Below are 23,021 nucleotides of genomic sequence, written 5' to 3'. Positions count from 1 at the left end.
AGCCTCACCCCAGCCCGGTGATGCGCTTCACGAGCAGCAGCCAGAGCGGCAGGGTGATGATGGAGAGCGCGTGCTCGGAGGTGGTGATGGCGGCCATGAGCGGCGCGTCGCCCCCCATGGCGCGTGCCATCACGTAGGAGGTAGCGGCGGTGGGCAGCGCCATGAACAGCACCGCCATGGCCAGCGCCAGCGGATCCAGCCCCAGGGCGAGCGCCAGCAGCAAGGTCAGCCCCGGCATGACGAGAAGCTTCAGCGCGGCGGTAAGGAGTTGCAGCGCGACGCGGTCCGCCAGGGCACGGGCCGAGAGCGCCGCCCCCACCGCCAGCAGGCCGAGCGCGACGGAGGCGCGGCCCAGCGTCTCGGCCAGCGGCTTCACCCCCGGCGGCAGCCCGCCCAGTGCCGCCACCGCGAAGCCGACGAGGCAGGCCAGCATCAGCGGGTTCATCGCCACCTGCCGCAGCGCCGGAAGAAGCTGGAACGGGCCGGGCCGCCCCAGGGCGAAGGCGGCATTGGTGACAAGCTGCACGAAGGGCACGATCAGCCCCGTCGCCACCGCCCCCAGTGCGATGCCGGGCAGGCCGAACAAGGCCCCCGCCACGGCGAAGCCGATCAGGTTGTTGAAGCGGATGCCGCCCATGACGACCGATGTCATCGAAGGGTGCGGCTGCCGGAACAGGCGCGACAGGGCAACGGAAAGCGCCGTGCCCGTCGCCAGCGCCAGCCAGATCGCCAGCAGCATGCCCCCCACCGGCACCTGCGCGAGGTTCACCGAGCCGATAGCCGCGACCAGCAGAGATGGAAGCAGAACCCAGAAGATGAGCCGCTCGATCCCCGCCCAGATCGCGTCATCGGGCAGGAGGCGACGCTTCAGCAGCGCACCCAGCGCCAGCAGCCCGAAGGCCGGGACGAAGGCGTCCAGGTAAGGGATCACGCGCCGAGTTCGAGGGGCGGGGCGCGTCCGGGCTCGGTGTTGCGGCGACTGCGCGCTTCCTCGCGCCGGGACTGCAGGTCGCGCAGGCAGGCCGCTTCGGTGCGCTGCGTGAGGCCGCCGGCGCGGGCCTGCACATGGGCGACGCGCGGCCCGCCTGCGCCCGGGTACAGCACCACGTCCAGTTGGCAGCCCCCGGTGGCGTAGAGCCAGACGGAGGCGCTGCCCTCATCCCGGCGCAGGGTCGGCTCGCCCAGCGCCTCCAGCAGCGCGGCGAGGCTGGCGCCTAGGAATTGCGAGACGGATTGGCGTGGCGGCGCGGGACGTGAGGGCGCGGCGGGCGTCGGGGAGGAGGGCGCTGGCGCCTCGCCCGTCAGGGCCTGGAGCGTGGCCCGGTGGCTCTCCATCGTGGCATGCGCCATCTCGGCCTCGCGCGCCGTGTCGGGTGCGCAGGCCACCAACGGCAGCAGCCACAGGAGGGGAACGGTCCGGCGCAGCATGCGGCAGGTCCGGAAGCTGAAGGTCAGAAAGGATCGGCGCCGCCCCGGGACCGGCCAGGGGCGGCGGGCGGGGCTCAGCCCTCGCCCTGGAGCATCTCCATGGAGCCCATGATCTTGCCCCCTTCCTCGACGGAAAGGCGCTTGCAGCGGGCGACGCCCTTCACCGTGCCGCTGGCGCGGATGATGAGGTTGCCGCGGGCCGTCACCGTGCCGTCGAACACGCCGGCGATCTCGGCATCCTCGACCTGCACCTCACCACGGAACACGCCGGTCTGGGCGATCTGCAGCTCGGCGGCCTGGATCATCTGGCTTTCCACCGTGCCCTCGACCACGAGGCGCTCGGCATCCGCCACCGTGCCCTGCAGCGCGATGCCGCGGCCAACCACCAGGGTGCGGCGCTCCTGCGCGCTCGGGCGGGGCGGGGCGACCGTGCCCGGCCCGGCGGCGGGGCGCGGCGGGGCGCCAGCGACGGGAAGCGTCGGCGCGGCAGGCTTCGGGGGCAGGCCCACCGGGGCGCTGTTCGCCGCCGGGGCGCGGAAGGTCGGAACGGCGAGCTCCGCGTCGCGCGAGGGAACCAGCCCGTCGTTCGCCTCGGTGCCGTCGTCCTTCTTGCGGCCGAAGATGGACATGATGTGATCCCCCTGTATCCGGTTCCGTCGCGGTTATAGCGCGCGCCCCCCGCCGCACAATGCGCGCCGCGTGGATTCGCGCCAGTTTCCAACTAGGGATTTTCCCTCTAACCCCTGGGCCTCCAAACTGACGGAAGCCTTGCGCCGCATGAACAGCCAGAGCCTCGACATCCTCGGCATCGGCAATGCCATCGTGGATGTGCTGGCCCCCGTGCCCGACTCCTTCCTCCTCGACCGGAACCTGCCCAAAGGCGGCATGTCGCTGATCTCGACGGAGCAGGCGGAGGCGCTCTACGCCGCCATGCCGTCGGGGGTAGAATCCTCCGGTGGGTCGGCAGCCAACACCTGCGCCGTCGCGGCCGCGCTGGGGGCGCGGGTCGGCTTCCTGGGCAAGGTGGCGAAGGACCAACTGGGCGAGGTCTTCGCTCACGACATCCGCGCGGCGGGGGTGCATTTCCCGACGGCACCGCTGGAAGGCGGGGCGCCCACGGCGCGTTGCCTCATCCTCGTCTCGCCGGACGGGCAGCGCACCATGAACACCTATCTCGGCGCCTGCGTCTCCTTCGGCGAGGACGACGTGGATGAGGCAGAGGTGGCGCGGGCGGGCGTCGTGTATCTCGAGGGCTACCTGTTCGACCCGCCGGCGGCGCAGGCCGCCTTCCGCAAAGCGGCGCGGGCGGCGCGCGCGGCGGGGCGGCAGGTCGCCATCACGCTGAGCGACCCGTTCTGCGTCGGCCGCCACCGCGACGCCTTCCTCGACTTCGTTCGCCATGACGCCGACATCCTCTTCGCCAACGAGGCGGAGGTCGCGGCTCTCTACGGCACCGACGACTTCGACCAGGCGGCGGCCCAGGCGGCGCGCGACGTGTCCATCGCCGCCCTCACCCGGTCGGAGAAGGGCAGCGTCATCCTCTCGAAGGGCGGGCGCGACGTGGTCCAGGCCGCCCCGGCGCGGGTGGTGGACACGACCGGCGCGGGCGACGCCTATGCCGCCGGCTTCCTGGCCGCCCATGCTAAGGGGCTGCCATTGGCGGAAGCCGGCCGCTGGGGCAGCATCGCCGCGGCCGAGGTGATCGGGCATTTCGGCGCCCGGCCGCAGGCCGATTTGAAGGAGATGGTGGCATGACGACGCGCATCCTCGCCCTTGCCCTGGCCGTCGTGCTGCCCGGCACGGCGCTGGCGCATGAACGGCCCTGGCCGCACACCCACTGGGCGCATCACGGTGCGGGGCACCCCTCCCCCAACGCCATGGCCCAGGCCGCCCCGCCGCGGGACTCGGCCATCCAGGAACTGCAACGCCAGCAGGCCCAGCCGGGCGCGACACCCTGGGTGCCGTCGCAGAACCGCGACGCCGCGGAGGCGGATGCCGCCAGCGTGGACGATGCCGCCGGCCTGCTGAACGCCGCCCATGTCGCGCTGCGCGCCGGCCGGGCCGGCCAGGCCAACGAGTTCCTGGAGCGCGCGGAATCCCGCCTCCTCACCCGCTCCACCCTCGCGACGCGGGCGGGCGAGGCGGTGCAGGGCGGGCCGGTGGGGCGCATCGCCGCCGCCCGCGCCGCCCTGCTGCGCAACGACCGCAAGACGGCGCAGCGCGAGGTCGAGGCGGCGCTGGCCGCGCTGGACCGCCCGCGGCGTCGCCCCCGGTGAGCCCTGCGCTGCCCGAGGCGCCGGAGGCGATTCGCGCCGCCATCCATGACTGGCTGGACCGCTTCGCCGCGTGCGTGCGCGAGGTGGATTACCACAGCGCCTACCCGTTCTGGCATCCGCGCATCCTGGCCTTCGGCACGGTGCAGGCCGTGGTGGAGGGGCTGGAGCCCTTCCGCGACCGGCAATGGAGCAGCGTCTGGCCCAAGACCAGCGATTTCCGCTTCCGCCTGGACGCGGCGCGGGTGCTGGCGAGCGCGGACGGGTCCATGGCCGTGGCGATCGTGCCCTTCGAGAGCACGGGCTACCATCCGGACGGCACGCGCTTCGACCGGCCCGGCCGCACAACCCTGGCTCTGGTGCCCAATAGCGGCGAGGGCGAGCCTTGGGTCGCGGTCCACTCCCACATGTCGCTCGCCAAGGGCGTCCCGCCGGACAGCCACGCCGACCGGCCGGTGAAGGCCCGATAAGCCCCGGGCGGCGCGGCTTTGCCGTGCCAACGCAGTGCACCTGACGATATTCCGGGCTCTCGAACGGGGCCCCTGCGAAAATGCGAAGCGTTTTTGCCGGGTATTCTACATCGGACAGTTGAGGGTCAGGCCCGCCGCCACTTCCGCGGTGGGCACGGGGCGCAGGCCCGGCCCGGCCGGAACCACCAGCACCTCGTTACCGCCGACGCGGTAGGGCTGGTTGTCGCGCCTTGCCAGCTCCCGCTCCGCCGCGCGCAGGCTCATGGTGAACAGGATGGGGCGCCGCGTGGTGTTGCGGATATGGATCAGGTAGCCCCACTGCCCGTCCGAGCGCCGTTCCGCCTGCACCCGGTCCAGCAGCAGCCGCCCATCCAAGCCGCACGAGCCGCGCACGCGCGGGATGTCCTGCGCGGCGGCGGAGGTTGAGGCCAGCGCTGCCAGCAGGGGCAGGATGCGCGCGAAGCGGGTCATTCCGGCGGATATGGCTGGCATTTCGGCCTTTCACCCCCTATGTGTGCGCCGCACAAGCCACACAACAAGTGATTATCCCTGCCCGGGGCTTCCGAGACGCCCGGGCCAACCCATGCCCGGAACCTCTCTTCCCATGCAGATGCGAAACCTCGCGATCATCGCCCACGTCGACCACGGCAAGACGACGCTGGTGGACCAGCTTCTCAAGCAGTCGGGCACCTTCCGCGAGAACCAGCAGGTCGCCGAGCGGGCGATGGACCGCAACGACCTGGAGCGCGAGCGCGGCATCACCATCCTCGCCAAGTGCACGGCGGTGGACTGGAACGGCCACAAGCTGAACATCGTCGACACGCCAGGCCACGCCGATTTCGGCGGCGAAGTGGAGCGCATCCTGTCCATGGTGGACGGCGCCATCCTCCTAGTGGACGCGGCCGAGGGCGTGCTGCCCCAGACCAAGTTCGTGCTCGGCAAGGCGCTGGCGCGCGGCATCCGCCCCATCGTCGTCGTGAACAAGGTGGACCGCCAGGACGCCCGCCCGCACGAGGTGCATGACGAGGTGTTCGACCTCTTCGCCAATCTCGGCGCCACGGACGAGCAGCTGGACTTCCCCATGCTCTTCGCCTCGGGCCGCCAGGGCTGGGCCGACGAATCCATGGAAGGCCCGCGCCAGAACCTGGACGCGATGTTCGACCTGATCATCCGCCACGTCCCCGCGCCGACGGTGGACATGGACGCGCCCTTCGCGATGAACGCGGCGATCCTGGAATACGACAACTTCCTGGGCCGCATCCTGACGGGCCGCATCGAGCAGGGCACGGCGCGGGTGAACATGCCCGTGAAGGTGCTGCGCGCCGACGGCACGCAGGTGGAGACGGGGCGGCTGACCAAGCTGCTCACCTTCCGCGGGCTGGAGCGCGTGCCGGTGGACGAGGCGCAGGCGGGCGACATCATCGCCATTGCCGGTCTGTCCGACAGCACGATCCCCGACACGATCTGCGCGCCCGAGATGCAGGCGCCGCTGCCTTCCGTGCCGGTGGACCCGCCGACCCTGGCCATGACCTTCCGCGTCAATGACGGCCCGCTGGGCGGCCGCGAGGGCAAGAAGGTGACGTCGCGCCAGATCCGCGACCGGCTGATGCGCGAGGCGGAGGGCAACGTCGCCATCCGCATCCGCGACTCCGAGGAGACCGACGCCTTCGAGGTGGCGGGCCGCGGCGAGCTGCAGCTGGGCGTGCTGATCGAGACGATGCGCCGCGAAGGCTTCGAGCTGACCATCGGCCGCCCGCGCGTGCTTATGCGGCCGAACCCGGAGACGGGCGAGAAGGAGGAGCCTTACGAGGAAGTCCTCGTGGACGTAGACGAGCAGTATTCCGGCGTGGTCGTCGAGAAGCTGTCGCTCCGCAAGGGCCAGATGCAGGACATGCGTCCGTCGGGCGGCGGCAAGACCCGCCTGACCTTCCACATGCCCTCGCGCGGCCTGATCGGCTACCACTCGGAGTTCCTGACCGACACGCGCGGCACCGGCATCATGAACCGGCTGTTCCACGGCTATGGCCCCTATGCGGGCACGATCGAGGGGCGCCGCAACGGCTCGCTGATCTCCAACGTGGATGGCGAGACGACGCAGTACGCGCTCTTTGCCCTGCAGGAGCGCGGCACGCTGTTCGTGGATCCGGGCGCCAAGGTCTATGAGGGTCTGATCATCGGCGAGAACTCGCGCGGCGACGACCTCGAGGTGAACCCGGTGAAGGAGAAGAAGCTCACCAACATCCGCGCCGCCGGCAAGGATGACGCGCTTCTGCTGACGCCGCCGCGCCGCATGAGCCTCGAGCAGGCGATCGCCTACATCGAGGATGACGAGCTGGTGGAGGTCACGCCCTCTGTCGTGCGGCTCCGCAAGCGCCACCTGGACCCGCATGAGCGCAAGCGCGCCCAGCGTCGGGCCGACGGCCTCCCCGTCAAGGGCGACCAGGCGGCTTGATCCTGATGTGCTTGAGGCCAAGCCTCAGGCACCCCTCATCGAGAACCCGTGGGAGCGATGCTTCCACGGGTTTTTCTTTGCCGGACGGTCTCGCCTCAGCGCGCGATGGGGTCGAGGCCGAGGGCGCGGGCCGCCTCATAGGCGCGCGGCCCGGCCAGGAATTCGATCAGCGCCCGCGCCGCTTCCTCCTCCCGCGCATTCGCCGCGATCCCGGCGCTGAACACCGTCACGCGCTGCAGCGATTCGGGCAGCGGGCCGAGGAAATCGAGCCCGGCAATGGGCAGGAGCTCGCTGATCTGCTGGAAGCCCAGCGCCGCCTCGCCCCGCGCCACCACGCTGCCCACCCGCTCGGAGTAGATGCGCCGCGCCTTGGGCATCACCAATTCGGCGAGGCCAAGCCGGGCGAAGAGCTCGCGCGACAGGTACTCGCCGCTGGCGCTGGCCGAATAGGCGATGCTTGGCGCCTCCAGCAGGGCGCGGCGCAGCCCCTCCTCCGTCGAGATGTCCCAGCGCGGCCCGCCCGCGCGCACCGAGGCGCCGATGCGGCTCACGACCAGGTCGGTGCGGCTGCCTGGGCGGACGAAGCCGCGCTGCGCGAGCGCGTCCAGCGCCTCGGCCGCCAGGATGAGCACGTCGGCCGCCTCCCCGCGCGCCAGGCGGTTGGGGATGGCGTCGGGGGCGGCGCCCATGGAGGCGCCACGCAGCGTGACGAGGCGGTGCCCGGTTTCCCGTTCGAAGACCGGGGCCAGCGCCTCATAGGCGGCATTGAACCCGCCGGAGGTCATCACCGTGATCTCGGCGGCGCGGAGCGCAGGCGCCGCCAGGACCAGGGCGGCGAGGAGGACGAAGCGACGGAGCATGGCGCGTTTCCCTTGACCCGCGAATCCTAGAGCGGCGCGGCCGGAACGCGATAGGCTTTGCCCATGCTGGCCCTCCTCCTCGCCGCGCTGCTCTGGGTCGGTCTGCATGTCGGGGTGGCAGGGACCGGGCTGCGCGCCGCGTTCGTGGCGCGGCTGGGGGAGCGCGGCTTCCGCGCCGCCTTCTCCCTCGCCTCCGCCGTGGCGATCACCCTGCTGGTGCTGGCTTGGCGGAACGCGCCCTTCATTCCGCTCTGGGCGCTGCCGGAGGCGGGGCGCCTCCTCGTCGCCGCATTGATGCTGCCGGCCTTCCTCCTCTTCGCCGCCTCCGTCGCCACGCCGAACCCGACGGCGGTGGGCGGGGCGCTGGCCGGGGAGCCGCGCGGGATCCAGCGCATCACCCGCCACCCAATGCTGTGGAGCTTCGCCCTCTGGGCCGGGCTGCACGCGCTGGCGGACGGGACCGCGGCGGGCATGGCGTTCTTCGGCGCCTTCCTCGTCACCGCGCTGGCCGGGATGCCCTCCATCGACGCCAAGCTGCGGCGGCGCGACCCGGCGCTGTGGGCGCGCCTGGCCGCCGTCACCTCCATTCTGCCCCTTGGCGCCGTGCTGTCGGGGCGCAACCGCGCCGCCTGGCGGGAGATCCCGCTTCGCGCCTGGGCAGGCGGGTTGGCGGGGTGGGCGCTGCTGCTTTGGCTGCACCCCCACATCTTCGGCGTGCCCGCGCTTCTCCCTTGATTCATTCTGCCCCTGCAGCCATTCCAGGCGCGGGGACCGGGGAATCGCTCGCCATGCAGGAAGCCTTGACCGACGCCGATACGGCCGACACACCGCGCGCCCGCGCCGCGCGGCTGGTTCTGTCGAGCGGGTTTCAGCGCCTGGTGATAGGGCTGATCCTGCTCAACGCCGTCACGCTCGGCCTCGAGACCAGCGTCACGATCAGCGAATCCTGGGGCGGGCTGCTGCATGGCCTGGACCTCGCCCTGCTGACCATCTTCACCGCCGAGCTGGCCTTGCGGATCTACGCCTTCCGTGGCCGCTTCTTCCGCGACCCCTGGGGCCTCTTCGACCTGCTGGTGGTGGGCATCGCCTGGCTGCCCGCGACCGGGCCGCTTTCCGTGGTGCGTGCCCTGCGGGTGCTGCGCGTGCTGCGGCTGATGAGCATCATGCCCTCGCTGCGCCACGTGGTGGAGGCGATGTTGCACGCCCTGCCGGGCATGGGCTCCATCGTGCTGCTGATGGGGCTGATCTTCTATGTCTCCGCCGTGATGGCGACGAAGCTCTATGGCGAGCTCCTGCCCGAGCGCTTCGGCACGCTGGGGGAGAGCCTGTTCACCCTGTTCCAGCTGATGACGCTGGAATCCTGGGCCGAGTCCAACGTGCGCCCCATCCTGGAGCACCAGCCCCTCGCCTGGCTGTTCTTCGTCCCCTTCATCCTGGTCACCACCTTCGTGGTGCTGAACCTCTTCATTGGCGTGATCGTGGAAAGCATCCAGACGCTGCGCGCCGAGCGGGAGGCGCCGGCCAAGGAGGCCAAGGAAAGCGTCGAGCGGGTGGAGATGCGCCTGCTGCTGCAGGAGATGCGCGCCTTGCGGGCGGAGGTGGCGGCGCTGCGCGAGACGGAGCGGCGCTGACGCCTCATCCCAGCAGCAGCGTGTGCAGGTATCGCCCCGGAACCACGACCGCAGCCAACCCGGCGGCGGCGAGGCCCCCGGCATTGATCATCATGGCGCGGCGGTGTGCCGCGATCCGGCCCTGCCGCGCCGCCCGCACCGCCAGCGGCACGTTTACCAGCGTGGTGACGGACAGGAGGTGGACCAGGGTGAGATGGCCGAAGGCGGGCAGCCAGAACGAGGACAGCGCCGCCACCAGCAGCATCAGCCCGCCGAGCCGTCCCCAAATTCGGTGCGCCCCCCGACCTTTGGGCAGCAGCAGCACGGCGAGGATGCAGAGCAGGGCCAGCAGCGCGGAGAACAGGTGGAGATGGAGCATGGACATGACCGGATCCAGCGGTATGTTTACGGCGTGAACTTTTAGCGGGTCCATGTGAGCAATGTCAACATCGCCGAAGCCGTACCATCACGGTGACCTGCGCGCCGCGTTGCTGGACGCGGCCGACTCCCTGCTGGACGCCGGCGGTGATGGTGCCGTGTCGCTGCGCGAGGCGGCGCGGATCGCCGGTGTTTCCCCCACCGCCGCCTATCGCCACTTCGCCGACAAGGAGGCGCTGCTGGCCGCGCTGGCCGCGCGGCACTTCGCCCAGTTCGGCGCCGCGCTGGGGGAGGCCGGCCTCGACGCGCAGGGCATCGCCTATGTCCGCTTCGCCCTGGCGCGGCCCGGCCGGTTCCGCCTGATGTTCGGCCCCCTGCTCGCCCGCGCGAAGGCGCATCCGGAATTGCAGGCTGCCTCCAGCGCCGCCTTCGATGCGCTCACCCGCGCGGCGGGGGGAAAGGAGGCGGCGATCCGTGCTTGGGCGCTGGTGCATGGACTGTCGCACCTGTTGCTGGATGGCGCCCTCTCGGACGAGGTTTCGCCGGAGGGGCTGCTGACAGTGCCGCGCTGATCGCGTAACCGCGACGCATGAGCGAAGCCCCGAAGAAGCGTCCCGTCATGCTGGCCATCCTGGATGGCTGGGGCTGGCGGGAGGAGGAGTCGGACAACGCCGTGCGCCGCGCGCGCACCCCGAATTTCGACACGATGTGGGCGCAGGGCCCGCGCGCCTTCCTGCGCACCTCCGGCCTCGATGTCGGCCTGCCCGAAGGGCAGATGGGCAACAGCGAGGTCGGGCACCTGAACATCGGCGCCGGGCGCGTGGTGATGCAGGACCTGCCGCGCATCGACGCCGCCGTCGCGGATGGGTCACTCGCTGCCATGCCGGCGCTGCGCGGCTTCGCCCAGGCGGTGAAGCGCAGCGGCGGGACGGCGCATCTGCTCGGCCTGCTGTCGCCCGGTGGCGTCCATGCGCACCAGGACCACGCGGTGGCGCTGGCGAAGGCGCTGGTGGCGGAAGGCGTTCCGGTCGCGATCCATGCCTTCACCGACGGGCGCGACACCCCGCCGCGCTCTGCCCCCGGGTACCTCCAGCGTTTCGAGGCGGCGCTGCCGGAGGGCGCGCGGGTCGCCACCGTCACCGGGCGCTACTTCGCCATGGACCGCGACAACCGGTGGGAGCGGGTGGAGAAAGCCTGGCGCGCCCTGGTTCTCGGCGAGGGCGAGCGCGCGGACTCCGCCGCCGCCGCGATCGCCGCCGCCCATACGCGCGACGTGACGGATGAGTTCGTGCCCGCCACCGTGCTGCCCGGCCATGCCGGGATGCGCGACGGCGACGGAATCCTCTGCTTCAACTTCCGCGCCGACCGGGTGCGGGAGATCCTGGGAGCGATGCTCGATCCCGGCTTCGCGGGCTTCGCGCGCGCCGCCACGCCGCGCTTCGCCGCCGCGCTGGGCATGGTGGAATACTCGCGCGAGCTGAACGCCTTCATGGAGACGCTGTTCCCGCCGCAATCCATGGCCGACATCCTCGGCGCCGCCGTCTCCGATGCCGGGCGCACCCAGCTGCGCATGGCGGAGACGGAGAAATACCCGCACGTCACTTGGTTCCTGAATGGCGGCGAGGAGACGCCGTTCCCCGGCGAGGAGCGCATCCTGGTGCCCTCGCCCAAGGTCGCGACCTACGACCTCCAGCCCGAGATGAGCGCGCCGGAACTGGCCGAGAAGGCGGTGGCGGCAATCCGCTCGGGCCGCTTCGACATGATCGTGCTGAACTTCGCCAATGCCGACATGGTGGGCCACACCGGCAGCCTGGAGGCGGCGACGAAGGCTTGCGAGGCGGTGGATACCGGGCTCGGGCAGATTCGCGGCGCGGTGCGGGAGATGGGCGGCGCGCTGCTGGTCACTGCCGATCACGGCAATGCGGAGATGATGCGCGACCCGGAAACCGGCGGTCCGCACACCGCCCACACCACCAACGTGGTGCCGGTCGTGCTGGAAGGTGGGCCGGCGGGGCTGGCGCTGCGCGAAGGGCGCCTCGCCGACATTGCGCCGACTCTGCTCGCGTTGCTGGGCGTGGCGCAGCCCGCGGCGATGACGGGACGCAGCCTGCTCCAGTAGGCTCGCGTCAGCCCAGCAGCCAGAGCAGCAGGGCGAGGCCCCACAGGCCGAGGGCGACCATGGACACGCGCTCGGCGTGCCAGAGCAGGCGGTCGCGCAGCGCCTCCGCCAGCATGGCCTGCATCTCGGCGGTGGCGAGGCGGCCGCGCGGGAGGCCGGAATCGATCAGCAGCGCATAGACCTCCGAATGGCGGAGGTCGCGGTTCGGGGTGCGCCAGGCGGCCATGGCCAGCCCGATGACCAAGACGGACATCGCCTGCGCCCCGGCGCGGCAGGCCAGCACGGCATCGAAGGACAGCGCGACCATCAGCGTCGCGGTGGCGAGAGCCACGAAAGCGCAGGCCCGGCGGATGGACAGATCGGCATAGGCCTCGAAGACAGGCTGCATGGCGCACGTCCCGAAAATGTGTGGCCGTCGGTGCGGCGAATTCATAGCCCACCGAACCCCCTGGCCACGTTCCCGGTTGCCTCGCCCCATCCTGGCAAGCCTGCCGAGCGCGGGCGCGGCGCGCCATTGAGGCGGCGCCCCGCCCATGCGACATGGAAGCGAGAGCCGAAGGAGCGACGAGGGGCATGGCGCTGCGCGTGGCGGTCCAGATGGACCCGATCCAGTCCATCAACATCGAGGGCGACAGCACCTTTGCCATGATGCTGGAGGCGCAGGCGCGCGGCCACCAGCTCTGGCACTATCACGTGCGCCACCTGTCCATGCATGCGGGGCGCGTCATCGCCCACGCCCAGCCGGTGACGGTGCGGCGCGAGTTCGGCAACCACTTCACCCTGGGCGAGACGGTGGAGCTGGACCTGGAGCGCGACGCGGACGTGGTACTGATGCGCCAGGACCCGCCCTTCGACATGGCCTACATCACGGCCACCCACATCCTGCAGCACATCCACCCGAAGACGCTGGTGGTGAACGACCCCGAGCACGTGCGCAACGCACCGGAGAAGCTCTTCGTCCTGCGCTTCCCCGAGCTGATGCCCGAGACGCTGGTGAGCAGCGACGTGCGCGAGATCCGCAAGTTCCGGGCGAAGCACGGCGACATCGTGCTGAAGCCGCTCTTCGGCAATGGCGGCGCCGGCGTGTTCCATCTGCGGCCGGACGATCCCAACCTCAACTCACTGCTGGAGATGTTCACCGAGCGCTCGCGCGAGCCGCTGATGGTGCAGCAATACCTCCCCTCCGTGCGTCAGGGCGACAAGCGCGTGATCCTGGTGGATGGCGAGGCGATGGGTGCCATCAACCGCGTCCCGGCCGAGGGCGAATCGCGCTCCAACATGCATGTCGGCGGACGGCCGGAGCCCACGACGCTGACGGAGCGGGAAAAGGAGATCTGCCGCATCATCGGGCCGGAACTGCGCGCGCGCGGCCTGATCTTCGTCGGCATCGACGTGATCGGCGGCCACCTCACCGAGATCAACGTCACCTCGCCGACCGGCCTGCAGGAACTGGCGCGCTTCGACGGCGTCCACCTGGAAAAGGCGATCTGGGACGCCATCGAGGCGCGGCGCCGGTAGTCCCGGCTGCCGCTAGAGCAGCGCTTCCCCCTCGAGCACGCGGACGCAGGATCCGCCGACGCTGGCGCGCATGCCGCCCTCCGCGCGCCACGCCGCGATTCGCAGCGTGGAGGGACGCCCCATCTCCACGCCTTGGCGCAGGGTGAAGCGGTCGCCCTCGCCCAGCGAGTGCAGCAGGGCGGCGAGGGGCGTTGCGGCGCTGCCCGTGGCCGGGTCCTCGATCGTGCCGGAGAGCGGCGAGAACATGCGCGCCCGCAGCGCGTCGCGCCCCTCACGCGCCCAGAGGTAGACCGGCAGGCGCTCCGGCCCCGCCGCCGTCCACTCCCCCGCCACTTCGCGGAACCGGGCGATGTCGGGGACGGCGCGGCCCAGCGCCTCGGGCGTCACCTCGGCGACGACGAAGCTGTTGCCGCAGGAGGCGAGAACCGGGCCGTGCCGGTCCAGCAGCACGTCGCCAGGCGCGAGCCCGACGCAGGAGGCCAGGGTGGCGACGTCCATCGCCGCGCCGGTCGAGAGCGGCTGCGGCGCCTCGATGGTCGTCCCGCCCTCCTCCACGCGCACGCGGACGAGCCCTGCGATCTCCTCGAAGCGCAGCTCGCCGTCGCGGGCGCGCTCGGCCAGGACGAAGCCGGTGCCGACATTGGGGTGGCCGGCGAAGGGCATCTCCGTCTTGCGGTTGAAGATGCGCACGCGCGCGGTGTTGGCTGGGTCCGAAGGGGGCAGGACGAAGGTCGTCTCGCTCAGGTTGAACTCGGCGGCGAGGGCCTGCATCTCTGCATCCGAGATGCCGCGCGCATCGGGAAAGACCGCCAGCGGATTGCCGCCGAATCGGGTCTCGGTGAACACGTCCACCGTGACGAAGCGGAAGCGGCGTGCGGTCATAGGGAAAGCTCCACCAGGACGGGGACGTGATCGCTGGCCTGGGTCCAGGCGCGGGCGGGCTTGTGGACGTGCTGCCGCGCCAGCTTGCCCTGGAGGTCGGGGCTGACCCAGACATGGTCCAGCCGTCGGCCACGGTCGGAGGCAGCCCAGTCGCGGTTGCGGTAGCTCCACCAGGAATAGAGCTTCTGGTCGGCGGGAACGAAGTGGCGCACCGCGTCCACCCATTCGCCCTTCTCCATCCAGCGCCCCATCGCCTCCACCTCGACCGGCGTGTGGCTCACCACGTCGAGGAGCTGCTTGTGGCTCCAGACATCGTGCTCCAGGGGCGCGATGTTCAGGTCGCCGACGAGGACGCGGCGCGGTGCCGCGGCGCGGCTTTCCCCCCAGGCCGTCACCTCGCGCAGGAAGTCTAGCTTGTGGGCGAATTTCGGATTGACCGCTGGGTCGGGCGCGTCACCGCCGGCGGGGACGTAGAAATCATGCAGCTCGATCGGGCCGCCCGGAACATCGAGCGTGACGCCGAGGTGGCGGCAATCGCCCTTCTCACACCAATCCGGATCCTGCTCGCGCACGGCGAAGGGGATGCGGGACAGGATGGCGACGCCGTTATAGCCCTTCATGCCCTTCGCCGCGACGTGGCGAAAGCCGAGCGCCTCGATGCCTTCGAGCGGGAAGTGCTCATCCGGGCACTTCGTCTCCTGCAGGCAGAGCACGTCGGGGGCCAGGGCGGCGTCCAGCTCCTTCAGGAGCGGGAGGCGCAGGCGGACGGAATTGATGTTCCAGGTGGCAATGCGAAGAGGCTTGGGCATGGAGCCCAAGCCCTAGCAGAACAGGCGCCCGCTGGGCAGCGGGCCACCCGAATGGGGCCATGCCCTTACCCTTGGCCGCCCCAACAAAACCGCGAAGCGGTTTTATGGGGAGTCAGACGATCTTGGTGCGAACCTCGCCCACGCCCTCGACGAAGCCTTCGAGCAGGTCGCCGCGCTGCACGGCGGCCACGTTCTCCGGCGTGCCGGTCATGATCAGGTCGCCCGGCTCCAGCCGCACGAGGGTCGAGAGGTTGGCGATCACCTCGGGAACGGACCAGATCAGCTTGCTCAGGTCGCTGACCTGACGCTGCGCGCCGTTCACGTTGAGCTGGATCTTGCCCTTGGACGGATCAAAGGAGCCGGCCTGGATCAGCGCGCCCATCGGCGCAGATTGGTCGAAGCCCTTGCCCATGTCCCAGGGACGTCCGGTCTTCTTGGCTTCGCCCTGCAGGTCGCGGCGCGTCATGTCGAGCCCGGCGCAATAGCCCCAGACATGCTTCAGCGCATCGCCCACGCCGATGTTCACGCCACCCGCGCCGATCGCCACCACCAGCTCCATCTCGTGGTGCAGATCCTTCGTGGCGGAGGGATAAGGCATGTCCGCGCCATTGATGACGAGCGCATCGGCAGGCTTCGCGAAGTAGAAGGGCGGCTCGCGCGTCGGGTCGCTGCCCATCTCGATCGCGTGCTCGGCGTAGTTGCGGCCGACGCAGAAGATTCGGCGGACCGGGAACACAGCGCTCGAGCCCTGGACGGGCACGTAGGGCACGGGGGGCGGGCTGATCACGTAATCGGGCATGGCGTCCTTCACCTCGCGGTTGGGTTCCCATAGACCGAAACCCGCCTCGGGGGAAATACGGAGGGGATTGACGCGACAACGGCGCGTCTGAGAGGTTCCCGCACATCCGAGTCGCTTTCCCATAATGGGAACGAGAGAAACTCTGGTTGGGTTTCGCGGCACGGCAAAAAAAAGCGCCCGACCAGGGGGGTGGCCGGGCGCCCATTTGGGGTACTGAAACTTACCGATCGGTAGTCTCTTTGGTCGGGCGAGCCGGAAGGGGATGCCGGTTCGTCCACCGGAGCAAAACCTGCTCCGGCGCTCGGACTATAAGTGTTTTCCCGGAACATGCAACCCCAATTCCGCCTCATTCGGCGGCGACTTGCCCATGGCGCAGGCGGGCCCAGTCGGTGCATGCCTCGCCGAAGCTTTCGAAGATGCGGCGGCTGAACCCGTCGCGGTCCCAGTCGTATTCGGGGTGCCATTGCACGCCCCAGGCGAAGCCACGCGCCTCGCGCACACGCACCGCCTCGACCGTCCCATCTGGTGCCCATCCCATGGGCTCCAGGCGCGGCGCAAGGCGCTGCACCCCCTGGTTGTGCAACGAGTTCACGGCCACCTCATCGCAATTGGCGAGGCGGGCAAGCATCCCTTCCGGCGCCAGCCGGACCGTGTGCGCCTTGCCGGTACGCACCAGGGGAATGGGCTGATCGGAAGGAGTGGAATGATCCATCCGGCCCGGCAGGTCCTGGATGCGCTGGTCGAGCGACCCGCCCAGCGCCACGTTCAGCTCCTGCATGCCACGGCAGATGGCGAGCATGGGGACGCCCTGCTGGATGGCTGCACGGATCAGAGGCAGCGTCGTGCTATCGCGCTGTGGATCCTCCGGCGTGCCTTCGGCATGGGCAGGTCCATCATAGTTGGACGGATGGACGTTGGACCGGCTGCCGGTCAGCAGCAGCCCATCCAGACGCGGCAGGATGTCCGGGACGCTGGCCTCGCCCGCCGCCGGGATCAGGATCGGGATGCCGCCCACCGGGCCCAGCACCACCTTCACGTAATGGTCAGACGCCGCGTGGTTGGGGGTGTTGAAAAGGCCGAAGCCTTTCACGCAGCAAGAAATCCCGATCAGCGGCTTCACGCGCATCCCCTTGGGGCGAGGTGTCATCCGGCGAGGGGCCCTTCCGGACTCCCGTCTCCTCCCTGAAATAAACGCGCCGCAGATGTCTCAATCAAGGCAGGAGGAATGCGGATTCAGCGCCCCTGCTCCAGCGCCTCGCGGAAGCGCGGGTCATTGAAGGCGAACAGGAAGGGATCGAAGCGCAGCCCGGTCTGGATCTGGTTCAGCGTGACGCGGGTGGCGCGGTTCTGCCCATCCACCACCGTCCACTGGCGCAGCTGCATCGGCTCCTCTTCCAAAGCCAGCTGGATGCGGCCCTCGGCCGGGCGCCCGGTCCGGAACACCGTGACGCGCAGAAAGCCGCCCGAGCGCTCCACCCCCGCTACCGTCACGTCGCCCGACAGGCGCAGCGGCGAGCGGAGCAGGACGCCGAGCGGGGTGGATTCCAGTGGCACGACGGTCGCCTGACGCAGCTCGCCATCCCAGTGGAAGAACTGCCGGTCCGCGGCGACAAGCAGCGTCGGCTCCGGCGGATCGTATTCGAAGCGCATGCGCGACGGGCGCCAGATCCAGGCTGTCCCCTCGGCGGAAGCGCCGTTCTGCGCGGTCTGCAGGAAGCGGGCGCGCAGCGTCGTCAGCCCGTTGAAATAGGCCTCCACCCGCGCGAGCGCCGCGTTGGACTGGGCCAGCGCCATGCTGGGCAGCAGCAAGGCAGGGGCGGCGAGGAGGGAACGGCGTCCGGTGATCATAGAGGGAGATGTGGAGGGGAAAGGGGCCCGTGAGTAGGGGCCCCTCCCCGTCCCTGGGTCAGAGCGGAGCGCGGCGATGCGCCATGACCAAGCCCCGCGTGCCAGAGCGTGCGCCCAGCATCGCGGCCCCGGCCCCGAGCAGCATGGTGATGAAGAAATACAGCGCCGAGGTGGCGGCGGCCTTGGCGGCGGCATCCGCGGCCTCGCGGGCCCGGCGCTCCGCCTCCTCGGCGAGGCGCCGTGCCTCGGCCTCGGTCGCGGCGACGCGCTGGGCGGCCTCGGCTTCCGGGATGCCGGCCTCGGCCGACACGAGGCGCACGAGGCGCGCGCGGCGGGCATCGTCCAGGCGGCCCTGAGTCACGCCGGCCCCGATCAGCGAGGCGATCTCTGCCCCGCGCTGCTCGGGCTCCATGGCGTTCGGATCTTCCGGGCCGGACAGGGCCAGGCGGAGACGCTCCGTCACCTCTTCCGGGTTCACGGCGGAGGCGGCAGCGCCGGTGGCAGCGCCAGCGGCATCGGCTGCCCCGCGCGCGACGGAACCCACGGCATCGGCAGTCCGACCGGCGATGTTGCTGCCCACCTGCCCCATCACCAGCACGGCGAACAGGAAGGCCACCGCCCAGGCGCCCAGCCCGTGATAGGCAGCGTCGAGCCGGTCCGTGGTGCCGGAAAGCCGCGCCGCGACCATCCCGCCCAGAAACAGGCCGATGATGTTGGACGCGGCGAACCAGATGGCCGCACCCACGCCCATCGCCGTGGCGGAGGGCGTGTCACGCGCAGTCGCGTCCACCACCCCCGCGCCGATGGCGACGCCCAGCGTGTTGAGCATAAGCCCGATGGTGATGGCCACGACGGCACCGACCAAAAGGGCACCCCAGGAGGCCTGGGGCCGGAGCGCGGGCGCTGCCTCCGGCTGCGCCACCATGGGATCGTAGACGACCTCGCTCCGGTCGGATGCCGCGTGGCTCATCGGGCCTTACTTCTTGTCGAGCGCGTCGCGGGCGGCATCCTTGACGCCACCGACCGCGTTCTGCGCCTTGCCCTCGGCCTTATCCATCTTGCCCTCGGCCTCGAGCTTCGCGTCGCCGGTCAGCTTGCCGGCGGCGTCCTTCAGGGCGCCCTTGGCCTGCTTGGCCGCGCCTTCGATCCGGTCCTTGTCCATGGAGGAACCTCCTTGTCTGGTGGCGCCAACGCAGGCGCCTTGCCAGACAGGAACGCGACCCGAGCGGGTTCGTTGGGCTTACCTTCCTGGGAGGCCAGGCGGCGGCAGGGCGGTGCCGCGCGGCAGGGTCGCGCCACCACCCGCCGGCACGTTGGATTGCGGCTGCATCACCTGATAGCCGGTCGGCCGCTCGAAGCGCAGCGGGTCGAGCGGCGTGCGGTCCACCGCCACGGCCTCCATGCGGCCATTGGGGCCTTCGGCGCGAAGGATCAGCCCGTCCGTGGTGATACAGGCGCGGGCGGTGCGGCCCGCATCCTCCACGCGCCACAGCGTGCAGGGAAAGCCGGCGACGCTGTCCGAACCCTCGCGCGTGTAGTTCGCGCTCTCACGCGGCAGCATCCCGGCCGGGCCGCTGCCCGGGGGTAGTTCCACCACCGCGCGCATCGCCTCATTCACCATGAAGCCCGTGCGGGCGCGGTGGTCGGCCACGATGTAGCCACCGCCCGTGGGCAGATCCAGGCGGATGAGTCGCCGCGCGGCGAGGAAGCCGATCCGCATCTCGTTCAGCGTCCCGGCCGCTCCGCCGCCCGGCGTGCCCTGGAGGCGGTAGGTCACCGTCGCGTCGCGCGTCGGGGTGACGGATGGGCGCTCCTGCGCCACCGCCGGCGTGGCGGCGAGCAGGGCGGCGATGATCAAACGGTGCATGCAACAAGTCCCTCCAGCCGCGGAACGTCCGCCGGCTGGAGAGGATGCGTCAAGCAGAGGGCGCGGTTCAGAAGCGGTTCAGAACTTGAAGGAGAGCGAACCCAGGGCGCGCGCGGCGCAGATATCCTGCCCGCCGGCGCAGTCGCCGCGGCGGATCGAGGTGTCGTAATACCCGACCGCCGCCGTGATCGTGCCGATGCCGGGAATGGCGAATTCGCGCGAGATTGCCACCGACCACCAGGCATAATCCGGCGTGCCGAAGCGCACGTTGCGCTCGATCCACTGGTAGCCGATGCGCCCGCCCAGGGTCAGTTCGAAGATTCCGGTCTTCCAGTCCGCCCCAGCCTCTGCATAGAAGCCATTGCCCGAGGAGCCGAAGTAGTTCGGCGAGTAGTTGAACTGGCCGAGCAGGTTCACCGGCCCGATCTCATAGGACGCCTTGATCTGTGCCTCGGCGTAGTTGAGGCCATAGGCGCCCGCCGGGCGGTCATAGCCCGGGTAGGTGTACCAGATGCCGCCGAGGTCGAGCTTCAGCCCCGCCACCGTGAAGCGGTAGCCGCCAAACAGATCCACTTCTTGGCGCGCGTCGGTGCCGAGGAAGCGGACATTGCTGATGAAGCCGCCGATGTAGAAGCCGCTGCTATGCGCCAACTCCACATTCGCCTGGGTCGCGATGCGCGAGCGCGTCTGGCTGATGCCGCGGAACAGGTAGTCGCTCGCGACCGTGCCGGTGATGCTGGCTTCCAGCCCCGTATTTCCAAGGGCGACCTGCGCATCTGCCGGCTGCGCCAGGGACAGGCCCGCGAGGGCTGTGAGGGCGAGGAGAATCTTGCGCATGGGCCTTGCCGCTTTCCGTCTCCGACGCGTGCAGGCGTCGTTGCGACGAAGCTGTCACGGAAGCGGAGGCTGGTCCTCGGGCTACAGTGGCTCTTTTTGCGGCAGCGAGGCGAGCGTGCCCAGGAAATCAGCAGAAATCAGACGCGCAGATCAAGAAGTGAGCCGCGCGGCAGGGGCTTGGCAGGAGCCGGGGGCACCGCTTCCAGCGTGCGTTGCGCGGCGGCTTGCTGGATGGGAGCGGTGTCGGGAGCGGGGGCGACCGGACGCGTCGGCTGGCTGGGACGCGTGCGCGACACTTCCGGCGTGAAGGCGGCGAGGCTGCTGGTGCTGATCATGCGCAGCACTCTCCATCGCAGCCGTGAAGGATGGGTAAACGCGGCTGCGATGAGACGATTGCGGGACATGCCTCAAGGCTGAGGCATGTCCCCTTAACAGGTCAACGAGAAGTAAACGCGTCAGCGCGACAGCGCCGCGACGCCCGGCAGTTCCTTGCCCTCGAGCCATTCCAGGAAGGCGCCACCGGCGGTGGAGACGTAGCTCATCCGCTCCGACACGCCGGCATGGCGCAGGGCGGAGACGGTGTCGCCGCCGCCGCCGACGCTGGTCAGGCTGCCGGCCTCGGTCAGCCGCGCCACTTCCTTCGCCACCGCCACGGTGGCGGCGTCGAAGGGCGCGATCTCGAAGGCGCCGAAGGGGCCGTTCCACACCAGCGTCCGCGCGGAGGCGAGGCGGGACACCACTTCCTTTACCGTCTCGGGCCCCACATCGAGCGCCATGCGGTCCGCCGGCACCGCATCCAGCCCGACGACCTGGTTGGGCGAATGCGCGGCAAAGGCCTCCGCCACCACGAGGTCCTTCGGCAGCAGGATCTCGCACCCATTGGCCTTGGCATCGGCCATGATCTGGCGGGCGGTGTCGTGCATCTCCGCTTCCTGCAGCGACTTGCCGACACCATGGCCCTGCGCGGCCAGGAAGGTGTTGGCCATGGCGCCGCCGATCACCAGCACGTCCACCTTCTTCGACAGGTTGCCGAGCAGGTCGAGCTTGGTGGAGACCTTGGCGCCGCCGACAATGGCGACGACGGGACGCTGCGGATTGCCGAGCGCCCTGTCCAGCGCCTCCAGCTCCGCCTGCATCAGCCTTCCGGCATAGGCGGGCACGAGGCGCGCCACGCCCTCGGTGCTGGCATGGGCGCGGTGCGCGGCGCTGAAGGCATCGTTCACGAACACGTCCGCGAGCTTGGCGAGGCCCTGCGTCAGCGCGGCGTCGTTCTTCTCCTCGCCCTTGTGAAAGCGGGTGTTCTCCAGCAGCAGCGCCTCGCCATCCTTCAGCGCGGCGACGGCCGCCTCCGCCTCGGGGCCGATGCAGTCATCCGCGAAGCGCACCTCGCTTCCCAAGGCCTGCGTCAGCGCGGCCTGCATGGGCTTCAACGACATCTCCGGCACGCGCTGCCCCTTGGGCCGGTCGAAATGTGAGCAGACGATGAGCCGCGCGCCCTTGTCGAGCAGCTCGCGCAGCGTCGGGACCAGGCGCTCGATGCGCGTCATGTCGGTGATGCGCCCGTCCTTCACCGGCAGGTTCAGGTCGGCGCGCAGCAGCACGCGCTTGCCGCGCGCGTCCAGGTCATCGAGGGTGCGGAAAGCGGGCATGAAACCTCCGGGGCAACATCAAGGAAAAGCACCGCCCACGGAGGGTGCGGCCGCAAGGACGGCCGCCGCGCCCAGACCTTATCGCGTCACAAGCGCGCCCGTGGTGGCGCGAAAGCCAAGCGCGCGGAGCGCGCGCCCGGCGTTTGAGGGCACAAACAAAATAATCGGATGTGGCGCTTACAGCTTGCCGAGGAGGGCCGCCGTATCCGACATCCGATTGCTGAAGCCCCACTCGTTGTCATACCACGCCATGACGCGCACCAGCGCGCCATCCACCACCTGCGTCTGCGTTGCATCGAAGGTGGAGGAGTGGGCGTCGTGGTTGAAGTCGATGGAGACGAGCGGCGCGGTGTTGTAGCCGAGGATGCCCTTCAGCTCGCCCTCCGCGGCTTCCTTCATCGCCGCGTTCACCATCTCCTTCGTCACGCCCGGCGTGTTGAGGTTCACGTCCAGCGAGATCAGGGAGACGTTGGGCGTCGGGATGCGGATGGCGGTGCCGTCCAGCTTGCCCTTCAGCTCCGGCAGGACGAGGCCCACGGCCTTGGCCGCGCCGGTCGAGGTCGGAATGGCGGAGACGGCGGCGGCACGGGCCCGGTGCAGGTCCTTGTGCAGCGTGTCCACCGTGTTCTGGTCGCCGGTGTAGGCATGGATCGTCACCATGTAGCCGCGGGCGATGCCCCACTTCTCATGGAGGACCTTCGCCACCGGCGCCAGGCAGTTCGTGGTGCAGGAAGCGTTGGAGACGATCTGGTGGCTCGGCTTCAGGATCTTGTGGTTGACGCCATAGACGATCGTCGCCTGCGCCGAGGCGTCGCTATGCGCCTCCGCCCAGGTGACGGGGGCGGAAACCAGCACCTTGCGCGGCCCGGCCTGCAGCAGCAGCGCCGCCTTGTCGGAGTTGGTGAAGATGCCGGTGCACTCGGCGGCCACGTCCACGCCCTGCCAGGGCAGCTTGGTCGGGTCGCGCTCGGCCGTCACCTTGATGGGCGCATACTGCCGGCCATTGGCGCGGATGATGATGCTGTCGCCCTCGACCTGAACTTCGCCGGGGAAGCGGCCATGGACGCTGTCGTAGCGGAAGAGGTGGGCATTCGCCTCGACGGAGCCGAGGTCGTTGATCGCGACGCACTCCACGTCGGTGCGCCCGCTCTCGATCATCGCGCGCAGCACGAGGCGCCCGATGCGCCCGAACCCGTTGATGGCAACCTTGACCGTCATCGTC

At 70.2% G+C, this 23,021-nt stretch carries 28 protein-coding genes; 9 read left to right on the top strand and 19 right to left on the bottom strand.

Annotated features, from left to right (window positions below; all coding sequences use genetic code 11):
- Window positions 1–4 precede the first annotated feature (4 nt).
- The 3 genes from JTJ31_RS07465 to JTJ31_RS07455 form a co-directional block, all read right to left on the bottom strand.
- Window positions 5–931, bottom strand: a complete 927-nt coding sequence (locus JTJ31_RS07465; RefSeq protein WP_207538009.1) for an AEC family transporter — start codon at window positions 929–931, stop codon at window positions 5–7.
- Entirely contained in the window at window positions 928–1,428 is a 501-nt protein-coding gene (locus JTJ31_RS07460) for a hypothetical protein (protein WP_207538008.1), read from the bottom strand. The genes JTJ31_RS07465 and JTJ31_RS07460 overlap by 4 nt, the downstream gene beginning before the upstream one ends.
- Before the next feature lie 74 nt (window positions 1,429–1,502).
- Complete coding sequence (locus tag JTJ31_RS07455) at window positions 1,503–2,057, bottom strand: polymer-forming cytoskeletal protein (protein ID WP_207538007.1); 555 nt, start codon at window positions 2,055–2,057, stop codon at window positions 1,503–1,505.
- Between the two features lie 148 nt (window positions 2,058–2,205).
- Between JTJ31_RS07455 and JTJ31_RS07450 the strand changes: the two genes are divergently transcribed.
- From JTJ31_RS07450 to JTJ31_RS07440, 3 genes are read left to right on the top strand one after another with little or no spacing between them, the layout of a single operon-like run.
- On the top strand, window positions 2,206–3,183 hold the full coding sequence (locus JTJ31_RS07450) for an adenosine kinase (protein ID WP_207538006.1): 978 nt from the start codon (window positions 2,206–2,208) through the stop codon (window positions 3,181–3,183).
- Window positions 3,180–3,704, top strand: a complete 525-nt coding sequence (locus JTJ31_RS07445) for a hypothetical protein (RefSeq protein ID WP_207538005.1) — start codon at window positions 3,180–3,182, stop codon at window positions 3,702–3,704. The genes JTJ31_RS07450 and JTJ31_RS07445 overlap by 4 nt, the downstream gene beginning before the upstream one ends.
- Window positions 3,701–4,171: a YybH family protein gene (locus JTJ31_RS07440; RefSeq protein ID WP_207538004.1), complete on the top strand. Its 471-nt coding sequence runs from the start codon at window positions 3,701–3,703 to the stop codon at window positions 4,169–4,171. The genes JTJ31_RS07445 and JTJ31_RS07440 overlap by 4 nt, the downstream gene beginning before the upstream one ends.
- Window positions 4,172–4,276: 105 nt before the next feature.
- Here the strand turns inward: JTJ31_RS07440 and JTJ31_RS07435 are convergent, their stop codons facing one another.
- Window positions 4,277–4,663, bottom strand: a complete 387-nt coding sequence (locus JTJ31_RS07435) for a hypothetical protein (protein WP_207538003.1) — start codon at window positions 4,661–4,663, stop codon at window positions 4,277–4,279.
- Window positions 4,664–4,775: 112 nt separating this feature from the next.
- On the opposite strand from JTJ31_RS07435, the gene typA reads away from it, so the two are divergent.
- Window positions 4,776–6,623: a translational GTPase TypA gene (typA, locus tag JTJ31_RS07430; protein ID WP_207538002.1), complete on the top strand. Its 1,848-nt coding sequence runs from the start codon at window positions 4,776–4,778 to the stop codon at window positions 6,621–6,623.
- Between the two features lie 95 nt (window positions 6,624–6,718).
- Here typA and JTJ31_RS07425 read toward each other — a convergent pair whose 3' ends face one another.
- On the bottom strand, window positions 6,719–7,483 hold the full coding sequence (locus JTJ31_RS07425; RefSeq protein ID WP_207538001.1) for a substrate-binding domain-containing protein: 765 nt from the start codon (window positions 7,481–7,483) through the stop codon (window positions 6,719–6,721).
- 63 nt (window positions 7,484–7,546) lie between these two features.
- On the opposite strand from JTJ31_RS07425, the gene JTJ31_RS07420 reads away from it, so the two are divergent.
- Together JTJ31_RS07420 and JTJ31_RS07415 are read left to right on the top strand one after the other, a co-directional pair.
- Window positions 7,547–8,218 (top strand): NnrU family protein, encoded by a 672-nt coding sequence (locus tag JTJ31_RS07420; protein ID WP_207538000.1) that lies wholly within the window; start codon window positions 7,547–7,549, stop codon window positions 8,216–8,218.
- Window positions 8,219–8,271: 53 nt separating this feature from the next.
- A complete protein-coding gene (locus tag JTJ31_RS07415) occupies window positions 8,272–9,114 on the top strand; it encodes an ion transporter (protein ID WP_207537999.1) in 843 nt (280 codons plus the stop codon).
- A gap of 4 nt (window positions 9,115–9,118) precedes the next feature.
- Here the strand turns inward: JTJ31_RS07415 and JTJ31_RS07410 are convergent, their stop codons facing one another.
- Window positions 9,119–9,478 (bottom strand): DUF2306 domain-containing protein, encoded by a 360-nt coding sequence (locus JTJ31_RS07410; RefSeq protein WP_207537998.1) that lies wholly within the window; start codon window positions 9,476–9,478, stop codon window positions 9,119–9,121.
- Window positions 9,479–9,533: 55 nt separating this feature from the next.
- Here JTJ31_RS07410 and JTJ31_RS07405 point away from each other — a divergent pair, with 55 nt between their 5' ends.
- Entirely contained in the window at window positions 9,534–10,043 is a 510-nt protein-coding gene (locus tag JTJ31_RS07405) for a TetR/AcrR family transcriptional regulator (protein ID WP_207537997.1), read from the top strand.
- Between the two features lie 17 nt (window positions 10,044–10,060).
- Complete coding sequence (gene gpmI / locus JTJ31_RS07400) at window positions 10,061–11,590, top strand: 2,3-bisphosphoglycerate-independent phosphoglycerate mutase (RefSeq protein WP_207537996.1); 1,530 nt, start codon at window positions 10,061–10,063, stop codon at window positions 11,588–11,590.
- Window positions 11,591–11,597: 7 nt separating this feature from the next.
- Here gpmI and JTJ31_RS07395 read toward each other — a convergent pair whose 3' ends face one another.
- A complete protein-coding gene (locus JTJ31_RS07395; protein WP_207537995.1) occupies window positions 11,598–11,978 on the bottom strand; it encodes a hypothetical protein in 381 nt (126 codons plus the stop codon).
- Between the two features lie 185 nt (window positions 11,979–12,163).
- Here JTJ31_RS07395 and gshB point away from each other — a divergent pair, with 185 nt between their 5' ends.
- On the top strand, window positions 12,164–13,108 hold the full coding sequence (gene gshB, locus JTJ31_RS07390) for a glutathione synthase (protein WP_207537994.1): 945 nt from the start codon (window positions 12,164–12,166) through the stop codon (window positions 13,106–13,108).
- 12 nt (window positions 13,109–13,120) lie between these two features.
- Here the strand turns inward: gshB and JTJ31_RS07385 are convergent, their stop codons facing one another.
- From JTJ31_RS07385 to gap, 12 genes are all read right to left on the bottom strand, one after another.
- Window positions 13,121–13,990, bottom strand: a complete 870-nt coding sequence (locus JTJ31_RS07385; protein ID WP_207537993.1) for a PhzF family phenazine biosynthesis protein — start codon at window positions 13,988–13,990, stop codon at window positions 13,121–13,123.
- Window positions 13,987–14,799 (bottom strand): exodeoxyribonuclease III, encoded by an 813-nt coding sequence (locus JTJ31_RS07380; RefSeq protein WP_207537992.1) that lies wholly within the window; start codon window positions 14,797–14,799, stop codon window positions 13,987–13,989. Before JTJ31_RS07380 ends, JTJ31_RS07385 begins: the two co-directional genes overlap by 4 nt.
- A gap of 112 nt (window positions 14,800–14,911) precedes the next feature.
- Window positions 14,912–15,598 carry a fumarylacetoacetate hydrolase family protein gene (locus tag JTJ31_RS07375; RefSeq protein ID WP_207538235.1) on the bottom strand — a complete coding sequence of 229 codons (687 nt, stop codon included), beginning with the start codon at window positions 15,596–15,598 and terminating at the stop codon, window positions 14,912–14,914.
- 346 nt (window positions 15,599–15,944) lie between these two features.
- Entirely contained in the window at window positions 15,945–16,745 is an 801-nt protein-coding gene (locus JTJ31_RS07370; RefSeq protein ID WP_236019971.1) for a gamma-glutamyl-gamma-aminobutyrate hydrolase family protein, read from the bottom strand.
- Window positions 16,746–16,831: 86 nt separating this feature from the next.
- Window positions 16,832–17,446: a LolA family protein gene (locus JTJ31_RS07365; protein ID WP_207537991.1), complete on the bottom strand. Its 615-nt coding sequence runs from the start codon at window positions 17,444–17,446 to the stop codon at window positions 16,832–16,834.
- Between the two features lie 58 nt (window positions 17,447–17,504).
- Window positions 17,505–18,416, bottom strand: a complete 912-nt coding sequence (locus JTJ31_RS07360; protein WP_207537990.1) for a hypothetical protein — start codon at window positions 18,414–18,416, stop codon at window positions 17,505–17,507.
- Between the two features lie 6 nt (window positions 18,417–18,422).
- Window positions 18,423–18,608, bottom strand: a complete 186-nt coding sequence (locus tag JTJ31_RS07355) for a CsbD family protein (RefSeq protein ID WP_207537989.1) — start codon at window positions 18,606–18,608, stop codon at window positions 18,423–18,425.
- A gap of 78 nt (window positions 18,609–18,686) precedes the next feature.
- Window positions 18,687–19,313, bottom strand: coding sequence for a hypothetical protein (locus JTJ31_RS07350; protein WP_207537988.1), 627 nt, complete (start codon window positions 19,311–19,313; stop codon window positions 18,687–18,689).
- 78 nt (window positions 19,314–19,391) lie between these two features.
- Window positions 19,392–20,150, bottom strand: a complete 759-nt coding sequence (locus JTJ31_RS07345) for a TorF family putative porin (RefSeq protein ID WP_207537987.1) — start codon at window positions 20,148–20,150, stop codon at window positions 19,392–19,394.
- Window positions 20,151–20,287: 137 nt separating this feature from the next.
- Window positions 20,288–20,485, bottom strand: a complete 198-nt coding sequence (locus JTJ31_RS07340) for a hypothetical protein (RefSeq protein ID WP_207537986.1) — start codon at window positions 20,483–20,485, stop codon at window positions 20,288–20,290.
- A 120-nt stretch (window positions 20,486–20,605) separates the two neighbouring features.
- Window positions 20,606–21,799 carry a phosphoglycerate kinase gene (locus JTJ31_RS07335; RefSeq protein WP_207537985.1) on the bottom strand — a complete coding sequence of 398 codons (1,194 nt, stop codon included), beginning with the start codon at window positions 21,797–21,799 and terminating at the stop codon, window positions 20,606–20,608.
- 177 nt (window positions 21,800–21,976) lie between these two features.
- Window positions 21,977–23,017 (bottom strand): type I glyceraldehyde-3-phosphate dehydrogenase, encoded by a 1,041-nt coding sequence (gene gap, locus JTJ31_RS07330; RefSeq protein ID WP_207537984.1) that lies wholly within the window; start codon window positions 23,015–23,017, stop codon window positions 21,977–21,979.
- Window positions 23,018–23,021: the final 4 nt, after the last annotated feature.

The sequence above is a fragment of the Sabulicella rubraurantiaca genome, from assembly GCF_017355885.1.
In the GTDB taxonomy this organism is placed as follows: domain Bacteria; phylum Pseudomonadota; class Alphaproteobacteria; order Acetobacterales; family Acetobacteraceae; genus Roseococcus; species Roseococcus rubraurantiacus.
Note: the sequence above shows the minus strand (reverse complement) of the source record. Positions and strands in the feature narration are given on the sequence as shown.